Source organism: Glycomyces arizonensis DSM 44726 (assembly GCF_000482705.1).
GTDB classification, from domain to species: Bacteria; Actinomycetota; Actinomycetes; order Mycobacteriales; family Micromonosporaceae; genus Glycomyces; species Glycomyces arizonensis.
Map to the genome: position 1 here is coordinate 355,047 of NZ_AXWO01000001.1, position 18,349 is coordinate 373,395.

At 69.9% G+C, this 18,349-nt stretch carries 16 protein-coding genes; 6 read left to right on the top strand and 10 right to left on the bottom strand.

The window, feature by feature from the left end; translation table 11 throughout:
- Positions 1-54 precede the first annotated feature (54 nt).
- The 5 genes from H613_RS28795 (at position 55) to H613_RS0101595 (ending at position 3,336) form a co-directional block, all read left to right on the top strand.
- Positions 55-741, top strand: a complete 687-nt coding sequence (locus tag H613_RS28795) for a thioredoxin-like domain-containing protein (RefSeq protein ID WP_051392805.1) — start codon at positions 55-57, stop codon at positions 739-741.
- A 167-nt stretch (positions 742-908) separates the two neighbouring features.
- Positions 909-1,772 carry a thioredoxin-like domain-containing protein gene (locus H613_RS28800; protein WP_051392806.1) on the top strand — a complete coding sequence of 288 codons (864 nt, stop codon included), beginning with the start codon at positions 909-911 and terminating at the stop codon, positions 1,770-1,772.
- Between the two features lie 15 nt (positions 1,773-1,787).
- A complete protein-coding gene (locus H613_RS23780) occupies positions 1,788-2,420 on the top strand; it encodes a DUF305 domain-containing protein (RefSeq protein WP_084546213.1) in 633 nt (210 codons plus the stop codon).
- 7 nt (positions 2,421-2,427) lie between these two features.
- Entirely contained in the window at positions 2,428-2,928 is a 501-nt protein-coding gene (locus tag H613_RS0101590) for a hypothetical protein (RefSeq protein ID WP_026922412.1), read from the top strand.
- 60 nt (positions 2,929-2,988) lie between these two features.
- Positions 2,989-3,336 (top strand): MmcQ/YjbR family DNA-binding protein, encoded by a 348-nt coding sequence (locus tag H613_RS0101595; protein ID WP_026922413.1) that lies wholly within the window; start codon positions 2,989-2,991, stop codon positions 3,334-3,336.
- Positions 3,337-3,405: 69 nt separating this feature from the next.
- On the opposite strand, the gene H613_RS28805 is transcribed toward H613_RS0101595, so the two are convergent.
- The 10 genes from H613_RS28805 to glmU all read right to left on the bottom strand — a co-directional run bounded on the left by H613_RS28805 (position 3,406) and on the right by glmU (position 17,087).
- On the bottom strand, positions 3,406-5,910 hold the full coding sequence (locus H613_RS28805) for an Hsp70 family protein (protein ID WP_051392808.1): 2,505 nt from the start codon (positions 5,908-5,910) through the stop codon (positions 3,406-3,408).
- 60 nt (positions 5,911-5,970) lie between these two features.
- Positions 5,971-8,160: an Hsp70 family protein gene (locus tag H613_RS28810; RefSeq protein ID WP_051392809.1), complete on the bottom strand. Its 2,190-nt coding sequence runs from the start codon at positions 8,158-8,160 to the stop codon at positions 5,971-5,973.
- Between the two features lie 157 nt (positions 8,161-8,317).
- Positions 8,318-9,607 carry a sulfate adenylyltransferase subunit 1 gene (locus tag H613_RS0101610; protein WP_026922414.1) on the bottom strand — a complete coding sequence of 430 codons (1,290 nt, stop codon included), beginning with the start codon at positions 9,605-9,607 and terminating at the stop codon, positions 8,318-8,320.
- Positions 9,607-10,509, bottom strand: a complete 903-nt coding sequence (cysD, locus tag H613_RS0101615) for a sulfate adenylyltransferase subunit CysD (RefSeq protein ID WP_026922415.1) — start codon at positions 10,507-10,509, stop codon at positions 9,607-9,609. Before cysD ends, H613_RS0101610 begins: the two co-directional genes overlap by 1 nt.
- A gap of 90 nt (positions 10,510-10,599) precedes the next feature.
- Entirely contained in the window at positions 10,600-11,415 is an 816-nt protein-coding gene (locus H613_RS0101620) for a 3'(2'),5'-bisphosphate nucleotidase CysQ (RefSeq protein ID WP_051392810.1), read from the bottom strand.
- Positions 11,416-11,496: 81 nt separating this feature from the next.
- Entirely contained in the window at positions 11,497-12,990 is a 1,494-nt protein-coding gene (locus H613_RS0101625; RefSeq protein WP_245598434.1) for a sugar transferase, read from the bottom strand.
- A gap of 138 nt (positions 12,991-13,128) precedes the next feature.
- Entirely contained in the window at positions 13,129-13,716 is a 588-nt protein-coding gene (gene pth, locus H613_RS0101630) for an aminoacyl-tRNA hydrolase (protein WP_026922418.1), read from the bottom strand.
- Between the two features lie 24 nt (positions 13,717-13,740).
- Positions 13,741-14,352: a 50S ribosomal protein L25/general stress protein Ctc gene (locus H613_RS0101635; protein ID WP_026922419.1), complete on the bottom strand. Its 612-nt coding sequence runs from the start codon at positions 14,350-14,352 to the stop codon at positions 13,741-13,743.
- 213 nt (positions 14,353-14,565) lie between these two features.
- Entirely contained in the window at positions 14,566-15,549 is a 984-nt protein-coding gene (locus tag H613_RS0101640) for a ribose-phosphate diphosphokinase (RefSeq protein WP_026922420.1), read from the bottom strand.
- Positions 15,550-15,647: 98 nt separating this feature from the next.
- Positions 15,648-17,087: a bifunctional UDP-N-acetylglucosamine diphosphorylase/glucosamine-1-phosphate N-acetyltransferase GlmU gene (gene glmU, locus H613_RS0101645; RefSeq protein ID WP_026922421.1), complete on the bottom strand. Its 1,440-nt coding sequence runs from the start codon at positions 17,085-17,087 to the stop codon at positions 15,648-15,650.
- Between the two features lie 167 nt (positions 17,088-17,254).
- On the opposite strand from glmU, the gene H613_RS0101650 reads away from it, so the two are divergent.
- Positions 17,255-18,343, top strand: a complete 1,089-nt coding sequence (locus tag H613_RS0101650) for a sugar ABC transporter substrate-binding protein (protein WP_026922422.1) — start codon at positions 17,255-17,257, stop codon at positions 18,341-18,343.
- The last annotated feature ends 6 nt before the right edge of the window (positions 18,344-18,349 follow it).

The window sequence follows — 18,349 nt, forward strand, 5'->3', positions numbered from 1 at the left end:
GGGGCGGCCGGTAAGCTCCATTGAGTCCCGGTATCGACTGGAAGGCCCCCAGCCATGATCACGACCCGCGCCCGCTCCGCCGCCCTCGCCGCCGTCTGCGTGGCCGCCTTCGCCGCTGGATGCTCGTCTTCGGGCTCCGACTCAGGTGGTGACGCGGACGGGGCCGCCGCGCCGGACGCGCCGACCGAGATCGAGGGCGTGCAGAACTTCTACGGCGAGTACGGCAGCTACCAGGCGGTCCAGGACGCCATCGCCGACGGCGAGGTCACCGCCGAGGACCTCGAGTACCCGCAGGTGGTGCAGCAGGAGCACGTCGACGGCGAGGCCGGCTGGGACGGGAACCCGCCGGTCTACGAGCTCGCGCCGCCGGTGGCCGGGAACCACCTGAGCGTGTGGCAGACGTGCAACGGCTCGGTCTACGACGGGCCGATCACCGACGGCAACGCCGTCCACTCGATGGAGCACGGGGCGGTGTGGCTGACCTACGACCCCGAGCTGGTCGACGAGGCCCAGATCGCCGCGCTGGCCGCGAAGATCGAGGGCCGCGACTACAGTCTCATGAGCCCCTACCCCGGACAGGGCGTCGCGGTCTCGCTCCAGTCGTGGGGCAACCAGTACCAAACGGACGATCCGGCGGACCCGAACATCGACGCCTACCTGGACACCTACATCCTCAACGAGGCGTTCAACCCCGAGGCGATGGCGACCTGCTCGGGCGGCAACAGCGCCCTCGCCGAGTGATCGCGCTCCCGCTTTCGCCGCTGCCCAGCGTGTTGCGAGCAACGCTCGGGAACGGCGCCGTCAGGCGACCGGGTAAAGTGGCGTACGCGAGCGAGCATCACCGGGGTCGTTTCCGGCGTCGCCGCCGCTACCATCCCGAAGTCGACGAATAAGGCTCCCCGCGCGAAATGGCATCCAAGAAGCAGAACTCCTCGAAGACCGCGAAGAACGCGGGCTCGAAATCCGCGAAGAACGCGGGGTCGAAGTCCGGCAAGAACGCGAGTCGCAAGGGCCGTGGCGTCCAGGTCGCCCAGCCGAAGCCGTGGGGGCTCATCCTCACCTTCTCCGGCGTCGGCGTGGTCGCACTCGGCCTCATCGCCGTCGCCGCATTCGTCGTCTGGGACCGCAGCAAGCCCCCGGAAGGCGTCACGAACTTCTACGGCGACTACGGCAGCTACGAGGTCGTCAAGGCGGCGATCGACGACGGCGAGATCACGGCCGAGGACCTCGATCACCCGTGGGTGGTGCAGCAGGAGCACCTCGACGCCGACGAGGACACCTCCAACGACCAGCCCACCTACGAGATCAGCCCGCCCGCCGGGGGCAACCACCTGAGCCAGTGGCAGACCTGCACCGGCGCCGTCTACGCCGACCCGATCGCCGACGGCAACGCCGTCCACTCCCTCGAGCACGGCGCGGTGTGGCTGACCTACGACCCCGAGCTCGTCGACGAGGGCCAGGTCAGCGAACTGGCCTCGAAGATCGAGGGCCGCGACTTCAGCCTCATGAGCCCCTACCCCGGACAGGGCGTCGCGGTCTCCCTCCAGGCGTGGGGCGTGCAGCTCCAGACCGACGACCCCGCCGACCCCGAGATCGACCAGTTCCTCAACTACTACATCCAGAACGGCGACAACCTCGCCGAGATGGGCGCCTCCTGCACGGGCGGCGTGTCGACCACGACGGCCACCACCAGTGGCGGCGAGACTGAGATGACCGAAGAAGAGGCCTCGGCACTGCTCGAGCAGATGGAGAGCAGCGCCCCCGCCGAATAGGAAGGCTGGATCCGTATGAGTCGTCTGTGGCAGAGACCCGCCGTGCTGATCGCCATCGCCGCCGTGCTCATGCTCGGCGCCGGATTCGCGATCGGATGGGTGAGCGCCACGTCGACCCCCGGCAATGATTCGCCGGAGGCCGGCTTCGCCCGCGACATGCAGACCCACCACCAGCAGGCCGTCGCGATGGCCATGTACGAGTGGCAGAACGGCGAGGACGAGGCGATGCGCGCGATCGCCTACGACATCGCCACCTCGCAGAGCGCCGAGATCGGGATGATGCGGTCGTGGCTGCGCGAGTGGGGCGTCCAGATGAGCAGCGGCGAGCCGATGTCATGGGCGGGCGAGGGGCACGTCCACGACATGGAGGACAACGGCGGCCTGATGGCCGGCATGGCCACCGACGAGGAGATGGCCGAGTTCAAGCAGCTCACCGGCTATGAGGCCGACGTCATGTTCGCGAATCTGATGATCGACCACCACATCGGCGGGATCGCCATGGCCGAGGCGATCGTCGATCTGAGTGACAACGAGACGGTCGTCGACGCGGCGAGCCGGATGATCACCGTCCAGAAGAGCGACATCGCGAACATGCAGGGCCACCTCGACAACCTCCTCGCCGCCGCCGAGAGCGCCGGTCAGGGGTAGGGGCGGCATGAGCTACGGGTGGGGCCCGAGCTACGGCGACCCGTCGCATCCGACGACGGGCGAACTGCCGAAGGTCGGCGACGGCAGGCGCGGCACCGACGAGATGCGGACGGTGCAGATCGACGCCGTGACCGACCCGAACATTCCGCGCGTCGGCTACGGCGGCACCGACGACTTCGCCCGCGTGGGCGACGGCCAGCGGGGCACCGTCGGCGGCCTGACCGTGCAGATCGACCGCGTCCAGGATCCCGAGGCGCGGCGCCCGGCGGGCGACACGCAGCTGCTCCCCCGCATCTCGCCGAAGCCGAGGCCCGAGGAGGCGGTGCCGGCGGCGGCGAAGCAGCCCGAGCCGTCGGCGTCGCGGAACATGCCGGTGCTCAGGCGCCAGATGGGGCCGGACTGGACGCAGATGCCGCTGCGGCTGCTGGCCGCGGCCGTGGTGACGCTGGCCGTGCTCGGCGTCTCGGCGGCGAGCCTGCTCTACATAGCGGATTGGATCAACCCTTAGTCGCCGTCCCCGTTCTGTCGGTGGTCCGCGGGACCATGGAGTGGACGAAAGGAGCTCCAGATGCCGACATGGGACGACGTCGTCGCGATCGCGAAGCGATATCCGGAGGTCGAGGAGACCACGAGCTGGCGGACCCCGTCGTTGAAGGTCAAGGGCAGGTTCTTCGCGCGGCTGCGCACCGAGGCCGAGGGCGGCCTGGCGCTCGTGTGCGACCCGAGCGAGAAGGCGGCGCTGCTGGCCTCGGGGGACGCGGCCTACTACACGACGCCGCACTACGAGGGGTACGCGATGATCCTGGTGGACCTCGCGCGGGTCGAGCCCGAGCGGCTGGCCGAGCTCGTGGAGGACGCCTGGCACCTCAAGGCGCCGGTGCGGGTCCGCAGGGCCTACGAGTCTTCAGCGAGCTGAGCCGGCGGGCGGTTCGCGGCCCGTCCCCCACTGCGGGCCGCGAATCGCGCCGCTCGGCTTTTCGGTCGCTCAGCGCTCCAGGCTGAAGACGGTGATCGAGCCGTCGCTGGAGGCCGCCACCGCGACGGGGTGTCCGTCGATGGTGGACGTCTCGGCGCTCACCCAGGTGGCCTCGCCGGTCAGCTGCCCGAAGGTCTCGCCGATCTGCTGTCCGGTGTCGAGGTCGAACAGGCTCAGGCCCTCGCTGCCGCGCACGAGCACGCCGGTGGTGCCGCCGCCGAGGTCGGCGACGCTGAGCCCGGCGACGGTCTGGTACAGCTCGTTGAACGCGGTCCCGTACGCCTCGGCCGAGCTCAGGTCCCAGCCTTGGACGGCGCCCGCGTCGGTGGCGGTCAGCATGACCGGCTTCCCGGCGATCACGGCGGTCTCGACCGCCACGACCTCGTTGGGCAGCTGGTCGAACGTGCCGCCGACGTACTCGCCGTTCTCCAGCTCGGCGACGAACACGCGGTCGTCCTCGACGCCGACGCCGCGCAGCTGCCCGTCGACCTCCATCAACATCAGGAAGGGCGCGTAGGGCGCGCTGAAGTAGTCCAGGTCCTCGCCGGTGAACAGCTGGTAGAACGAGTTGTCGTCGGCGTAGGCGGGCGCCGAGTCGATCTGGCCGACCCAGGAGAACGTGCCGGTGTTGGCGTCGCGCGGCTCGCTGGCGGCGGTGAAGTCGTCGAGGTACCAGACGTGCTCCTCGTAGCCGTCGGTCGAGATGACGACGGGGCGGTCGCCGTCCGCGGTGATCGCGATGTCGCTGACGGGCTGCTGGTGCCCGCGGTATTCGTCGATCAGCTTGCCGGTCTCGAGGTTCCAGACGCGGATGAGGTAGTCCTCGCCGCCGGTGACCGCCACCGGAACGCCGTTCGCCACACCGGTCTCCATGGCCGTGACGGCGCCGGTGTGCCGGCCTTCGCCGAGCGCCACGACGTCGCCGACGGTGGCGCTCTCCAGGCTGACGGTGTCCGAGCCTTCGGCGGTGCCCGCCTGCGGGGCTTCGCTCTCGGCGGCGCTGCCGTCGGTCTCGGTCGGCTCGTCGGCGTCCTCGCTGGGCTCGTTCGCCGCGACATTGCTCTGGTCGGGGTCCGAGGGGTCCTCTTCGGAGTCGCCCATGAGGCCGGGCACGATGAGGACGGCGAGGAGCAGCACGACCGCCACGCCCGCGGCGCCGACGGTGATCATGCCGGTCGTGCTCTTGAGCCAGCCGGTGACGCCGCCTTCGTTCGGCGCGGGCGGCAGGGAGCCGGCCATGTGCGCGGGGGTCTGGATCGGGCCGGTCATGTGCGGCGGTGTGGGCATGGGCGCGGCGGGCGTGGGCATCGGCATGCCCGGCTGCATGGACGCGCCCGGCGTCGGCGATCCCGCCGCCATCGGCACCGTCGGCCCGGCGGGCTGCGAAGTCACTTGCGGCGGCAGCGCCGGGCTCGGCACCGACTGCGGCGAGGAGGTCAGTGCCTGGGCCACGAGGCCGCCTTCGGAGACGGCCAGCTCGGGCTGCTCGATCGCGGCCGGGGCGATGCCGAGTTCACGGTGGAGCATGGTGGCCACCAGCGGCATCCGGCTGGCCGCGCCGACCAGGAACAGCCCGGCGATCTGCTCCTTGGGCAGTCCGGACTCGCGGATGACACCCTGCGTGATGCGCACGGTCCGCTCGATCAGCGGCGCGGCCACGGTCTCGAGCTCATCGCGCGTCAGGTGCGCGTCGATGTCGAGCAGGGGGATCGTCAGGTCCGTCGAGGTGCTGCGCGAGAGCCGTTCCTTCGCCTGGCGCACCTCTTCGAGGAACGCGGTGCGGTGGCGCAGATCCGCCGATTCGGTGGGCGCGGTCAGGCGCTGCCAGCGCTCGTCCTCGGCCTGGACGCTCGAAGCGAGGTGCTCGGCCAGGGCCTGGTCGAAGTCGAGCCCGCCGAGGTCGTCGGCGCCGTCGACGGCGAGGACGTCGAAGCCGCCTCCCGAGCGGCGCAGGACCGTGGCGTCGAAGGTACCGCCGCCGAGGTCGTAGACGACCACCCCGGAGCCGACCGGCACCTCGTTGCCGAGGGCCTCGACGAAGTGGCTCGCCGCGGCCACCGGCTCGGGCACCAGGGCGACCTTGCCGAGGCCGGCGGCGGTGGCGGCGTCGGCGACCACATGCCTGCGGGTGGGACCCCACGCGGCCGGGACCGTGACCGTCACCGACCCCAGCCCGCCGAGGGTCTGCTCGCACTCACGGGCCACGCGGGAGAGGACGGCGGCGATGACGCTGGTGACCGGCAGCTCGGTCTCGCCGAGCAGGATCGTGCCGTCGTCGATGCGGCGCTTCGGGTTCGGCTCGTACCGCTCGGGCTTGCGGCGGCCGTTGTGGATGGCGTCGGTGCCCACTTCGGGGCCGCCCTCGTCGTTCATGAACACCGCCGAGGGCAGTTGCGGCGAACCGTCGAACAACTGCTGGTGGACCCGGCCGTCGGCACGGCGGATGGACGCCACCGTGTGCGAGGTGCCGAAGTCGACACTGATCGACGCGGGGCGGGGGTTGAGGTTGGACATGCAGTAACTGTAGTGAGCCGCATCTACAACCGGACCGAAGGTGCCGGTGCGCGGAGCGGGCTATCGGTACTCGCCTTCGCACAGGCTCTCCGCGGTGAGGTCCTCCGGCGGGAAGTTCTCCTCGACCGTGAAGCCGTACTCGCCCGCCAGCGCCTCCCACCGGTCGCGATCGCCCTTGAGCGCCGCGAGCTCATCGTCGAGCGCGTCGCGGAAGGCGGCGTCGGCGGGCAGGAACGCCGTGCCGCCCGCACGGACGATCTCCTCGCCGGTGTCGGGGTCCTTGGGCAGGAACGGCTCGCCCACCTCGATGTCCTCCTCACCCCATGCCTTGTCCTCGAGGTAGTTGCGGCCGTATGCGATCGCGTCGACGCCTCCGGCTCTGAGCTCCAGCACCAGCTCCTCCAAGGTGTCCCGGACGACGACCCGATCGTCGGGGATGCCGAGCCCGGTGGCGACGTCCTGCTCGGTGGAGCCGTCCACGACGCCGACCACCGCGCTGTCGTGGTCCGCGATCGAGGCGGTGTCGCTCAGGCCCAGCGGGTTTCCGGCGAGGACGAGGAGCGAGTCGGGTGTGAGGAGGTCCAGATTCCCGAAGGCGACCATGGAGCAGCGTTCCGGCTCGATGGCCACGCCGGAGACGATGAAGTCGTGTGTGGTGCCGAGGCCCGAGAGGAGGTGGCCCCAGTCCCTGTGCACCCATTCGACCTGGTCCTCTTCGACGCCGAGCTGGGTGAGGAGGTACAGGTAGACATCGACCGAGTAGCCGGTGACGTTGCCGTTCTCGTCGGTGTAGGTGTACGGGTACTCCTCGAAGTATCCGATGCGGACGGTGCCGCCGTTCAGGGCGTGCTGCAGCAGATCGGCGTCCTCATCATTGTCTGAAGTGGATGGGTCTTCGACCGGTCCTCCGGTCGGATCGGAACCGGCTGCGGAGCCTTCCGGATCGGACCGGTCGTCGCCGGGCAGGTTGACGGCCACCAGCACCGTCGCCAGCGCCGCCGCCAGAACGACCGCCAAGGGCGCGATCAGGGCTCGTTTGGTCCTCGGCCACCGTGCGGCGGACCGCGTCCGCGGCCCGGCCGGTCGGGAGGCGCGGTCGCTCGGCCGGACCGGCCCGGCGCCATGCGGCATCCGCGGCGGCGGATTCGGCGTGCCAGCCGGGGCGGCCGGTGACGAGACGACCGCCTGGGCAACGAGGCCGCCTTCGGAGACGGCCAGCTCGGGCCGCTCGACCGCGGCGGGTTCGATGCCGAGCCCGTGGCGCAGCATCGTGGCCACCAGCGGCATCCGGCTGGCCGCGCCCACCGGGAACAGTCCCGCTATCTGCTCGGGGGCGAGTCCCGCCTCGCGGATGGCGTCCTGCGTGATGCGCACGGTCCGCTCGATCAGCGGCGCGGCCACGGTCTCGAGCTCATCGCGCGTCAGGTGCGCGTAGGTGTCGAACAGCGGCAGCGCCAGGCTCGTGGCCGTGACTCCGGACAGCCGTTCCTTGGCGCCTCGGGCCTCGTCGAGAAACGAGACGCGGTGGCGCCGGTCGGCGTCGTTCCGCGGCGTCATCAGGCGGGACCAGCGCGGGTCCTCGGGCCGGAAGCAGCGTGAGAGGTGCTCGGCCAGCGCCCGGTCGAGGGCGAGCCCGCCGAGGTCGTCCGCGCCTTCGGCGGCCAGCACTTCGAATGCGGCGGGCGTGCGGCGCAGCACGGTCGCGCCTAAGGTGCCGCCGAGGTCGTAGACGACGACTCCGGATCCCATCGGCACGTCCCTGTCGAGCACTTCGGCGAAGTAGGAGGCGGCGGCGACGGGCTCGGCCACCAGTGAGACCCCGCCGAGTCCGGCCGCGGCGGCGGCGTCCGCCATGACGCGGCTGCGGGCCGGTTCCCAAGTGGCGGGGACGGTGACGGCCACCGGGCCGAGCCCGCTGGGGATCTGTCCGCATTCGCGCACCACCCTGGCCAGCACGGCGGTTATCACGCTGGTGACCGGCAGCTCGGTCTCGCCGAGGAGGATCGCGCCGTCGTCGATGCGGCGCTTCGGATGGGGTTCGCACCGCTCGGGGTTGCGGCGTCCACCGCGCGCGGCGTCGGCGCCGACGACCAGGCCGGCGCCGCTGAGGAACACCGCCGAGGGCAGTTGCGGCGAACCGTCGAACAGCTGCTGTCGGACCCGCCCGTCGGCGCGGCGCACCGTCACGACCGTATGGGAGGTACCGAAGTCGACGCTGATGGAAGCGGATCGGGGGTGGAAATTGGACATACGGCAACTGTAACGAGCCGGCTCTACTCATAGTGGTCACGGCGACACTGGCACCGGAGCCAAACAGTCCACTTAAGACATAAAGCATATAACTTATATCCTATAGCCATAAGTAGGTTATAGGATATAAGTCCTTGCTCGGATGAGCCGCAAGGGCTCAGACGATGATGCCCGCGCCCACGGTGCGGTTGTCGGATTCGTCGATGATGATGAACCCGCCGGTGGCCCTGTTGCGTCGGTAGTCGTCGCACAGCAGCGGCTTCGTGGTGCGCAGCGTGATACGGCCGATCTCGTTGAGCCGCAGTTCCTCGGCGCTCTCGTCGCGGTGCAGCGTGTTGACGTCGAGCTGGTACTGGACGTCCTTCACCACGGCCCGCACGTCGGCCGTCGTGTGCTTGATCGCGTACTTGCCTCGCAGCCGCAGCGGCCGCTGCTCGTCCATCCAGCACACCATCGCCTCGACGTCCTGCGCCACGCGCGGCTGGTTGCCCGGGCGGCACAGCAGGTCGCCGCGCGAGACGTCGAGCTCGTCCTCCAGGCGCACGGTGACGCTCAAGGGCGGGAAGGCCTCCTCCAGCGGGCCGTCGGCGGTCTCGATCGAGGCGATCTTCGAGGTGAAGCCGCTGGGCAGGACCACGACGTCGTCGCCGGGCTTCATGACCCCGGAGGCGATCTGCCCGGCGTAGCCGCGGTAGTCGTGGTTGTCGTTCGAGTGCGGCCGGATGACCTGCTGGACCGGGAAGCGCACGTCCACCAGGTTCCGGTCCGAGGCGATGTGGACCTTCTCCAGGTGGTGCAGCAGGCTCGGCCCCTGGTACCACGGCATGTTCTCCGAGCGCCGCACGACGTTGTCGCCCTTGAGCGCCGAGATCGGGACGACCGTCAGGTCGGGGATCTCCAGCTTGGTGGCGAACGAGCCGAACTCCTGCTCGATGCGCTTGAAGGTCTCCTCGTCGTAGTCGACCAGGTCCATCTTGTTGACGCACAGGACCATGTGCGGCACGCGCAGCAGCGAGCACAGGAACGCGTGGCGCCGCGACTGCTCGACCAGGCCCTTGCGGGCGTCGACCAGGATCAGCGCGAGGTCGGCGGTCGAGGCGCCGGTGACCATGTTGCGCGTGTACTGGATGTGCCCGGGCGTGTCGGCGATGATGAACTTGCGCTCGGGCGTGGCGAAGTAGCGGTAGGCGACATCGATCGTGATGCCCTGCTCGCGCTCGCTTCGCAAGCCGTCGGTGAGCAGCGCCAGGTCGGTGTACTCGTCGCCGCGGCCCGCGCTGACGGCCTCCACGGCGTTCCACTGGTCCTCGAAGAGCGTCTTGGTGTCGAACAGCAGCCGCCCGATGAGCGTGGACTTGCCGTCGTCGACGCTGCCGGCGGTGGCGAAGCGCAGCAGCTCGGTCGCCTCGGGCGGGGCCTCGGCCGCGAAAGTCGGAGCTTGCGTCATCAGAAGTAGCCTTCCCGTTTCCGGTCTTCCATGGCGGCCTCGGAGGTCCGGTCGTCGCCTCGGGTGGCGCCGCGCTCGGTGATGCGGGTGGCCGCGACCTCGGCGACGATCTGGTCGACGGTGGTCGCGTCGGAGCGGACCCCGGCGGTCAAGGTCGCGTCGCCGACGGTGCGGTAGCGGATCTTCTCGGTGAAGACCGGCTCGCCGTCCTTCGGCTGAATGAACCGGTTGACCGCGTAGAGCATCCCGTCGCGCTCGACGACGTCGCGCTCGGCGGCGAAGTAGACCGGCGGCAGCTCGACGCCCTGCTCGCCGATGTAGCGCCAGATGTCCAGCTCAGTCCAGTTCGACAGCGGGAAGACCCGGATCTGCTCGCCGGGGTGGACGCGGCCGTTGTACAGGCTCCACAGCTCGGGGCGCTGGTTCTTGGGGTCCCACTGGCCGAAGTCGTCGCGGAAGGAGAACACGCGCTCCTTGGCGCGGGCCTTCTCCTCGTCGCGCCGCGCACCGCCGAAGAGGGCGTCGAACTGGTACTTCTCGGCGGCTTCGAGCAGCACCGGGGTCTGGATGCGGTTGCGGGTGCCGTTGGGCGGCTCGGTGACCAGGCCGCGGTCGATCGCGTCCTGGACGGAGGCGACGACGAGCTGGACGCCGGTGGCGGCGACCCTGCGGTCGCGGAAGGCGATGACCTCGTCGAAGTTCTGCCCGGTGTCGACGTGCATGACCGGGAAGGGGATCGGCGCGGGCCAGAAGGCCTTCTGCGCCAGGTGCAGCATGACCAGGGAGTCCTTGCCGCCCGAGAAGAGCAGCACTGGGCGCTGACAGGTCGCCGCGACCTCACGGAAGATGAAGATCGCCTCCGCCTCCAGCGCGGCGAGATGGCTGACGCGGTAGTCGCTCACCGGCGCAACACTCCTCTCAGCAGGAACCCGTCGGGGGTTCGGTTCGTCGTCTTTCGGGGCCCGGCGCGCCTGGTTGAGCCGGGCCGATGGTCAGGACGCCTCGGCGATGGCCTCGAGCAGCGGCTCGGCCAGGTCGGGACGGCAGAGCAGCAGGTCGGGCAGGTAAGGATCGGGGTTGTTGTACCGCAGCGGACTGCCGTCGATCCGGCTGGCATGCCAGCCGGAGGCGAGCGCCACTGCGACCGGAGCGGCCGAGTCCCACTCGTACTGCCCGCCGGCATGCACATAGGCGTCCACCTTACCTGCGACCACGGCCATGGCCTTGGCTCCGGCCGAGCCCCACGGGACGAGCTCGGCGTCGAGCGCGGCGGCGGCCGCTTCGGCCTCGGCGGGGGGCCTGGTGCGCGACACGGCGATGCGCGGGCGGTCGGGTCGGGGCCCGGCCACCGGATGGCGCTCGTCGGTGCGCAACGTCACACCTTGCGCGGGGAGGGCGACCGCGGCGGCGGTGAGGCCGAGGCCGCGCTGCCACAGTCCGACGTGCACGGCCCAGTCGTCGCGACCGGCCTCGGCGTACTCGCGGGTGCCGTCGAGCGGGTCGATGATCCACACGCGGTCGGCGCCGAGGCGGACGGTGCCGATGCGGCCCGATTCGCCCTTGCCCTCCTCGGAGAGCACGGCGTCGTCGGGGCGCTCGGCGGCCAGGCGGCCGAGGAGGTGGTCGTTGGCCCCGTTGTCCCCGGCGGATTTGAGGGCGCGCGGATCGCCGAAGCCGAGCTCGGCTCTGAGTTTGAGGAGCAGCTCCCCTGCGCCGGTGGCCAGTTCGGCCGCGAACGCCGTGTCTTCGAGGGTGGCGGCGTCAGGCGTGGCGGTGGGCTCTCCATCGGCCTCCGGGGCGTGATCCATAGCGGGCAGTCTACGCTGCGTCACAATGTCGTCCAAATGTTGGGCGATGTGATCTCATTGAATGGGAGTCGTGTTCGGGTCTCAATACGCGCCGTGGGGCCGGAGGATCGCGGTGACCGTGCGCAGGAGGATGACGAGGTCGAGCGACAGCGTCCAGTGCTCGACATAGCGCAGATCGAGGCGCACCGCCTCCTCCCACGGCAGGTCCGAGCGGCCCGAGACCTGCCACAGCCCCGTCATCCCCGGCTTGACCGCCAGGCGGCGGCGCATGTCGGCCTCGTAGGCGGCGACCTCGACGGCCAGGGGCGGGCGCGGGCCCACCAGGCTCATGTCGCCGCGCAGCACGTTGACCAGCTGGGGGAACTCGTCGATCGAGAAGCGGCGCAGGTGCCTGCCCACCGTCGTCACGCGCGGATCGTCCTTCATCTTGAACAGCACCCCGTCGGACTCGTTGAGGTGCGACAGGTGCGCGAGCCGCCGCTCGGCGTCGGTGTACATCGTGCGGAACTTCCAGATGGTGAACGGCTGCCCGTCCTTGCCGATGCGCTCCTGCTTGAACAGGGCCGGCCCCGGCGAGGTGCAGCGGATCAGGAGAACCGTGCCCAAGAGCAGCGGCGAGAGCGCCAGGAGCAGTGCGGCGGCGACGATCCTGTCGACGGTGGTCTTGGCCCAGCGGCGCGCGCCGGTCAGGTTGGCGTGGTCGAGATGCAGCATCGGCAGCCCGTCGACCGGACGGACCGTGGTGCGGTCCCCGGCGACGTCGACCAGCGCCGATGCGACGATCAGATCCACTTCGGACCGCTCCAGGCTCCAGGCCAGCCGCCGCAGCGCCCGGCCGTCGAACTCCGGGCAGGACAGGACGATCACGGTGTCGGCCCGCTCGGCGGCCACGGCCTCGGCGACGCGGTCGAAGGTGCCTCGAACGCGCGTGTTGAACTCCAGCAGCGCCCCTTCGGCGCGCTCGGTGGGCAGGCAGGCCGCGACCACGCCCAACCCGTGGTAGTGCTCGCGCCGCAGCTGCACGATCAGCGCGGCCACCGAGGACTCGTGGCCGACCAGCACCACGCGCTTCATGCAGCGGCCCTCGCGCCGCATGCGGTGCAGCCACTTGCGGCAGCAGAAGCGCGCCGCGATGGAGACGGACGCGGCCGTCGGGATCGCGATGAGGACGAACACGCGCGAGGTCGGCAGTTCGAGCCCGTAGGAGACGACGGCGACCGCGGCGGTGAGCGCGACCGCGGCCTGCACGACGCGCTGGTACTCCTCGGTGCCGACGAACAGGTAGCGGCTCTCGAAGGCCCGCGAGAGGCCGAGCACGGCGAGCCAGACGGCGGGCATGGCGATCAGGCCGAGCGCGTAGATCTGGCTGTGGTGGTTGAGGCTGCCGAAGCGGGCGAAGAAGGCGACCGCCGCGCCGAAGACGGCGGCGGCGATGTCGCCGCCGATGATTCCGGCGAAGTACTTGCGCTGCCACGTGGACGCGGCGCTGTATCCGCGGGTCTGCTGATTGATGGAGTAGACGTGCCCTTGGGGCAGAGCCTCTCTGAGATCTCCCTGTGCCTCTGCTGCCGTCACACCGATCTAACGATCGATGAAACGAAGAGTGACGGCCAGGTTACTTTGTGCCATTCTGTACCTTTGGCCGACATCGCTTCGCGCGGCGCCTCACTTGTGCGAGCGTGCTCTGCGACGCTCCGAGCCAACCGTTCAACTTCACTTCGTTACGTTGAAAGTGTTCTGGGCGGCCTCGACGCCCTTCTCGATGACGGCCTCGACGGCGTCGGCGGCCAGCTCGATGTTCAGGTCCAGGTCGGCGCGTTCGGCTTTTGCGAAGTCCTTGAGCACGTAGGCGGCGGCGTCCTGGCGGCCGGGCGGGCGGCCGATGCCGAACCGCACCCGCGCGTAGTCCTTGCTGCCGAGCACCTTGCTCAGCGAACGCAGGCCGTTGTGGCCGCCCTCGCCGCCGCCGCGCTTGATCCGCAGCTGCCCGTAAGGGATGTCGAGCTCGTCGTGGACGGCGATCACCGACTCCGGCGCGATCCCGAAGTACTGCGCGAGCGGGCCGACGGCCTCGCCCGAGAGGTTCATGAACGTCAGCGGCTTGACGAGGACGACGCGAGGCCCGCCTACCCCCAAGCGGGCCTCGCAGACTTCGGCACGGGCCTTGCGGCTCACGGCGAAACGACCGCCGACGCGCTGGGCGAGCACGTCGGCGACCATGAAACCGACGTTGTGACGGTTCGCGGCGTACTTCGGCCCGGGGTTGCCCAGGCCGACCACGATGGTCGAGGAGTCGGTCATGTCCTGCTGTCTGTTCTTCGGTGGCTACTCGGCGGAGGCGGCTTCGCCCTCGGCGCCCTCGGCTTCCTCGGTGCTCTCGGCCGCGGCCTCGGCGCGCGGAACGGTGACGGAGGCCAGCACGGTCTCGGGCTCGGTCAGGAGCGTGACGCCGGCGGGCATCTGGATCTCGGCGGCGGTGCGCTGGGAGCCGACGGCCAGGCCTTCGAGGGAGACCTCGATGGCCTCGGGGATGTGGGTGGCCTCGGCCTCGACGCTGAGCGCGTCGACCTCGTGGACGACCAGGCCGCCCTTCTCGACTTCACCCGTCCAGTGGACCGGCACCTCGGTCGTGATCGTCTCACCGCGGCGCACGATCAACAGGTCGGCGTGGACGATGTCGTCCTTCAGCGGGTCGCGCTGGAGGTCCTTCGGGATGACCAGCTCGCGGCTGCCGTCGGTCACCTCGATCTCGATGAGCTGGTTGAGGCCGCCCTTGCGGAGGACCGCGGCGAACTCAAGCGAGGGAAGGGAGATGTGACGCGGCTTCTCGCCGTGGCCGTAGACCACGGCCGGCACCTTTCCGGCCCGGCGTGTACGGCGCGCACCGCCCTTCCCGAAGTCAGTGCGTGGCTCTGCGCTGATACGAACTTCGGACACGGAAATACTCCCCTGGTTCTCAGAAAATTCTGGCGGCGCTCGACGCTCACGTCGGCATCAGAAGGACAGATCAGTCCTGCGATAGACCTACGCCTTTGCGTCGATAACGGCGCCCGTTCGGAGGACGCCCTCGCCGATGGCAACCTCACAAGCCTACTACGTGCACCCGAGGGCGCTTCCCACGGGCGCTGGTGTGTGATCTGCGGTGTACGCCTAGGAGAGGCCGCCGAACAGGGTGGTGACCGAGCCGTCGTTGAAGACCTCCCAGATGGCCTTGGCGACCAGCGGCGCGATCGACAGGACGGTGATCTTCTCGAGTTCGGCGACCTTCTGGGGCAGCGGCAGGGTGTTGGTGACGATGACCTCGGAGACGGGGGCGGAGGCGAGACGCTCGGCGGCGGGGTCGGACATGATCGCGTGCGTGGTGGCGATGACGATGTCCTCGACGCCCTCCTCCTTGAGCAGCTCGGCGGTGGAGCAGATGGTGCCGGCGGTGTCGATCATGTCGTCGATGACCAGGCAGGTGCGGCCCTCGACGTCGCCGACGACCTTGTGCGCGACCACCTGGTTGGGCTTGAGCGGGTCGCGGGTCTTGTGGACGAACGCGATGGGGCAGCCGCCGAGGCGGTCGGACCAGCGCTCGGCCAGTCGCACGCGGCCGGTGTCGGGCGAGACGACGGCCATCTGGCGGCCGGCGTACTTCTCCTCGACGTAGCGGGCGAGGGTGCCCATGGCGAACAGGTGGTCCACGGGCCCGTCGAAGAAGCCCTGGATCTGGGCGGTGTGGAGGTCGACGGTGAGGATCCGGTCGGCGCCGGCGGTCTTGAACAGGTCGGCGACCAATCGCGCCGAGATCGGCTCGCGGCCCTGGTGCTTCTTGTCCTGGCGCCCGTACGGGTAGAACGGCAGCACGACGGTGATGCGCTTGGCCGAGCCGCGCTTGAGCGCGTCGATCATGATGAGGGTCTCCATGACCCACTCGTTGATCGGCACGGGCATGGACTGCACCACGAAGGCGTCGCAGCCGCGCACCGATTCCTGGTAGCGGACGTACAGCTCCCCGTTGGCGAAGGAGTAGGCGCTCATGGGGGTCGGCGCGACCCCCAGGTGCTTCCCTATCTCCTCGGCCAGCTCCGGATAAGCACGTCCGGAGAAAAGCATGAGCATCTTGGAGTTGACAGCGGACATGCTCGCCATGGCGATGGTTCCCCCATAGTCGTCACCTGAACCTCGACGCTTCAAGTGTCCCCTGTCCGAACACGGGACGCACACTCACGGGGGTGTTAAATGTGCCGTTACTCTCCAGACGATTCCTCGTCTTTGAGAGCGCGCTTGGCGGCCTCGTCGACGACGGTGCCCGGCAGCCGCTTGGCGACCCAGCCCTCCTTGTTGACCTGGCGGGCGCGGGCGACCGCGAGCTCGCCGGGGGCGACGTCGTCGGTGACGGTCGATCCGGCGGCCACGTAGGCGCCGTCGGCCACGGTCACGGGCGCGATGAGGGTCGAATTGCAGCTGACGAAGGCGCCCCCGCCGATCTCGGTGTGCTCCTTGGAGGTGCCGTTGTAGTTGGCGACGATGACGCCGCAGCCGATGTTGGCCTTGGCCCCGACGGTGGCGTCGCCTATGTAGGACAGGTGGGGGATCTTGGCGCCGGGGCCGATCTCGACGTTCTTGGTCTCGGTGAACGCGCCGACCTTGGCGCCCTCGGCGAGCTTGGAGGCGGGCCGCAGGTGGGCGAAGGGGCCGACCTTGGCGCCCTCGGCGACGGTGGCCTGGTCGGCGTGGCTGCGCACGACGGCGGCGTCGGCGCCCACGAGGGTGTCGTTCAGGGTCGTGTCGGGGCCGATCTCGGCGCCGGAGTCGACGGCGGTGGCGCCCTTGAGCTGGCATCCGGGGCGCAGGAGCACATCGGGGGCGACCTTGGCGGTGACGTCGATCCAGGTGGTGTCGGGGTCTTCGATGGTGACGCCGGACTTCATGAGGTCGGTGTTGATGCGATCGCGCAGGACCTTGCGCAGCCCGGCGAGCTGGGCGCGGTCGTTGCAGGCGAGGACCTCGGTGGCGTCGTCGACCACGACGGCGCCGATCCGGAGTCCGGCCTCGCGGGTGAGTTCGAGGACGTCGGTGAGGTACTCCTCGCCCTGGTCGTTGGCGGTGGTGAGCTTGGCGAGCTGCTCGCGCAGGGCGGCGGCGTCGAAGGCGTAGGTGCCGGAGTTGATCTCGCTGATGGCGAGCTCGTCGGGGTCGGCGTCGCGGTGCTCGACGTTGCGCAGGACGGAGCCGTCCTCGTCGCGCACGATGCGGCCCAGGCCGGTGGGGTCGTCGACGACGGCGGTCAGGACGGTGGCGGCGTTGGCGGCCTGCTCGTGGGCCTCGACGAGCCGGCCCAGGGTGTCGGGGCGCAGCAGCGGGGCGTCGCCGCAGGCGACGATGACGGTGCCTTCGAGGTCGGGCGCGGCTTCGAGGGCGATGCGGACGGCGTGGCCGGTGCCGAGCTGCTCGGCCTGGTAGACGGTCTCGACGTCGGGGGCGTGCTGCTCGAGGTGCGCGGTGACCTGGTCGGCGGCGGCGCCGACGACGACGATGCGGCGGTCGGGGCCGACGGCCTTGGTGCTGCGGAGGACGTGGCCGAGGAGTGTCCGTCCCAGGAGTTCGTGGAGGACCTTGGGTTTCGTGGATTTCATGCGAGTGCCAAGGCCTGCGGCCAGGATGATCGCCGAACGCTCACTGCTCATGATGGGCCATGGTAGTCGGTGGCGGGCCGGTGGGCGGCCTGACCCGCCTCCGCGCACTATTACCAAATCGTTACCGGTGAAACGTTTTTACTGTTTCCGCGGCACTTGTGCGAGGTGTGTCCCGTGTCATATGTTGCTAACAGCAACAAATATCGGAGGTACCCCCAATGACCAACCTCAGAACCGCACTCGGCCTCGCGGCCGCCGCCGTGCTCGCCCTCGCCGCCACCGCGTGCGGCGGCGGCGACGAGGGCGGCGAAGGCGGCGGCGACACCCCGCTCATCGGCGTCATCCTGCCCGACTCGGCCTCCTCGGACCGGTGGGAGACCGCCGACCGCCGCTACCTCGAAGCGGCCTTCGAGGCGGCCGGCGTCGACTACGACATCCAGAACGCCGAGGGCTCGCGCGAGGACTTCCAGACCATCGCCGACCAGATGCTCACCAGCGGCGTCAACGTCCTCATGACCGTCAACCTCGACTCCGGCACCGGCGCCACCGTCATCGAGAACGCCAAGGCCCAGGGCGTGGCCACCATCGACTACGACCGCCTCACCGAGGGCGGCGGCGCCGACTACTACGTCAGCTTCGACAACGAGAAGGTCGGCCAGCTCCAGGGCGAGGGCCTCGTCACGTGCCTCGAAGGCGTCGAGAACCCGCTCGTGGCCGAGCTCAACGGCTCCCCCACCGACAACAACGCCACCCTGTTCAAGAACGGCTACGACTCCGTCCTCGACCCGCTCTACGACTCCGGCGAGTTCACCAAGGGCCCCGACGAATGGGTGCCCGACTGGGACAACGCCCAGGCCGGCACCATCTTCGACCAGATGATGACCGACACCGGCGCCGAGATCGACGGCGTCCTCGCCGCCAACGACGACCTCGCGCACGCCGCCATCACCGTCCTCGAACGCAACGGCCTCAACGGCACCGTCCCGGTCACCGGCCAGGACGCCACCCTCCAGGGACTGCAGAACATCCTGGCGGGCGAGCAGTGCATGACCGTCTACAAGGCCGTCGAGAAGGAGGCGAACGCCGCCGTGGACCTGGCCGTCGCGCTCGCGAACGGCGAGAAGCCCGACACCGGCTTCTCCGTGACCGACCCGGTCAACGGCGAGGAGGTCCCCTCCGTCCTGCTCGACCCCGTCGCCATCACCGCCGAGAACATCCAGGTCGTCCTCGACGACGGGTACATCGACCCGGCGGATCTGTGCGCCGAGGAGTACGCCGAACTCTGCGCCGCGGCCGGAATCCAGTAGGGGCCG

What these genes read in the sequence shown, in the direction of transcription:
- H613_RS28795 (WP_051392805.1), top strand. Translation starts at nt 55, where the DNA reads ATGATCACGACCCGCGCCCGCTCCGCCGCCCTCGCCGCCGTCTGCGTG.
- H613_RS0101610 (WP_026922414.1), bottom strand. Translation starts at nt 9,607, where the DNA reads ATGACGCAAGCTCCGACTTTCGCGGCCGAGGCCCCGCCCGAGGCGACC.
- H613_RS28810 (WP_051392809.1), bottom strand. Translation starts at nt 8,160, where the DNA reads ATGTCCAATTTCCACCCCCGATCCGCTTCCATCAGCGTCGACTTCGGT.
- H613_RS0101650 (WP_026922422.1), top strand. Translation starts at nt 17,255, where the DNA reads ATGACCAACCTCAGAACCGCACTCGGCCTCGCGGCCGCCGCCGTGCTC.
- glmU (WP_026922421.1), bottom strand. Translation starts at nt 17,087, where the DNA reads ATGAGCAGTGAGCGTTCGGCGATCATCCTGGCCGCAGGCCTTGGCACT.
- H613_RS0101590 (WP_026922412.1), top strand. Translation starts at nt 2,428, where the DNA reads ATGAGCTACGGGTGGGGCCCGAGCTACGGCGACCCGTCGCATCCGACG.
- H613_RS28805 (WP_051392808.1), bottom strand. Translation starts at nt 5,910, where the DNA reads ATGTCCAACCTCAACCCCCGCCCCGCGTCGATCAGTGTCGACTTCGGC.
- H613_RS0101620 (WP_051392810.1), bottom strand. Translation starts at nt 11,415, where the DNA reads ATGGATCACGCCCCGGAGGCCGATGGAGAGCCCACCGCCACGCCTGAC.
- pth (WP_026922418.1), bottom strand. Translation starts at nt 13,716, where the DNA reads ATGACCGACTCCTCGACCATCGTGGTCGGCCTGGGCAACCCCGGGCCG.
- H613_RS0101595 (WP_026922413.1), top strand. Translation starts at nt 2,989, where the DNA reads ATGCCGACATGGGACGACGTCGTCGCGATCGCGAAGCGATATCCGGAG.
- H613_RS28800 (WP_051392806.1), top strand. Translation starts at nt 909, where the DNA reads ATGGCATCCAAGAAGCAGAACTCCTCGAAGACCGCGAAGAACGCGGGC.
- H613_RS0101640 (WP_026922420.1), bottom strand. Translation starts at nt 15,549, where the DNA reads ATGGCGAGCATGTCCGCTGTCAACTCCAAGATGCTCATGCTTTTCTCC.
- H613_RS23780 (WP_084546213.1), top strand. Translation starts at nt 1,788, where the DNA reads ATGAGTCGTCTGTGGCAGAGACCCGCCGTGCTGATCGCCATCGCCGCC.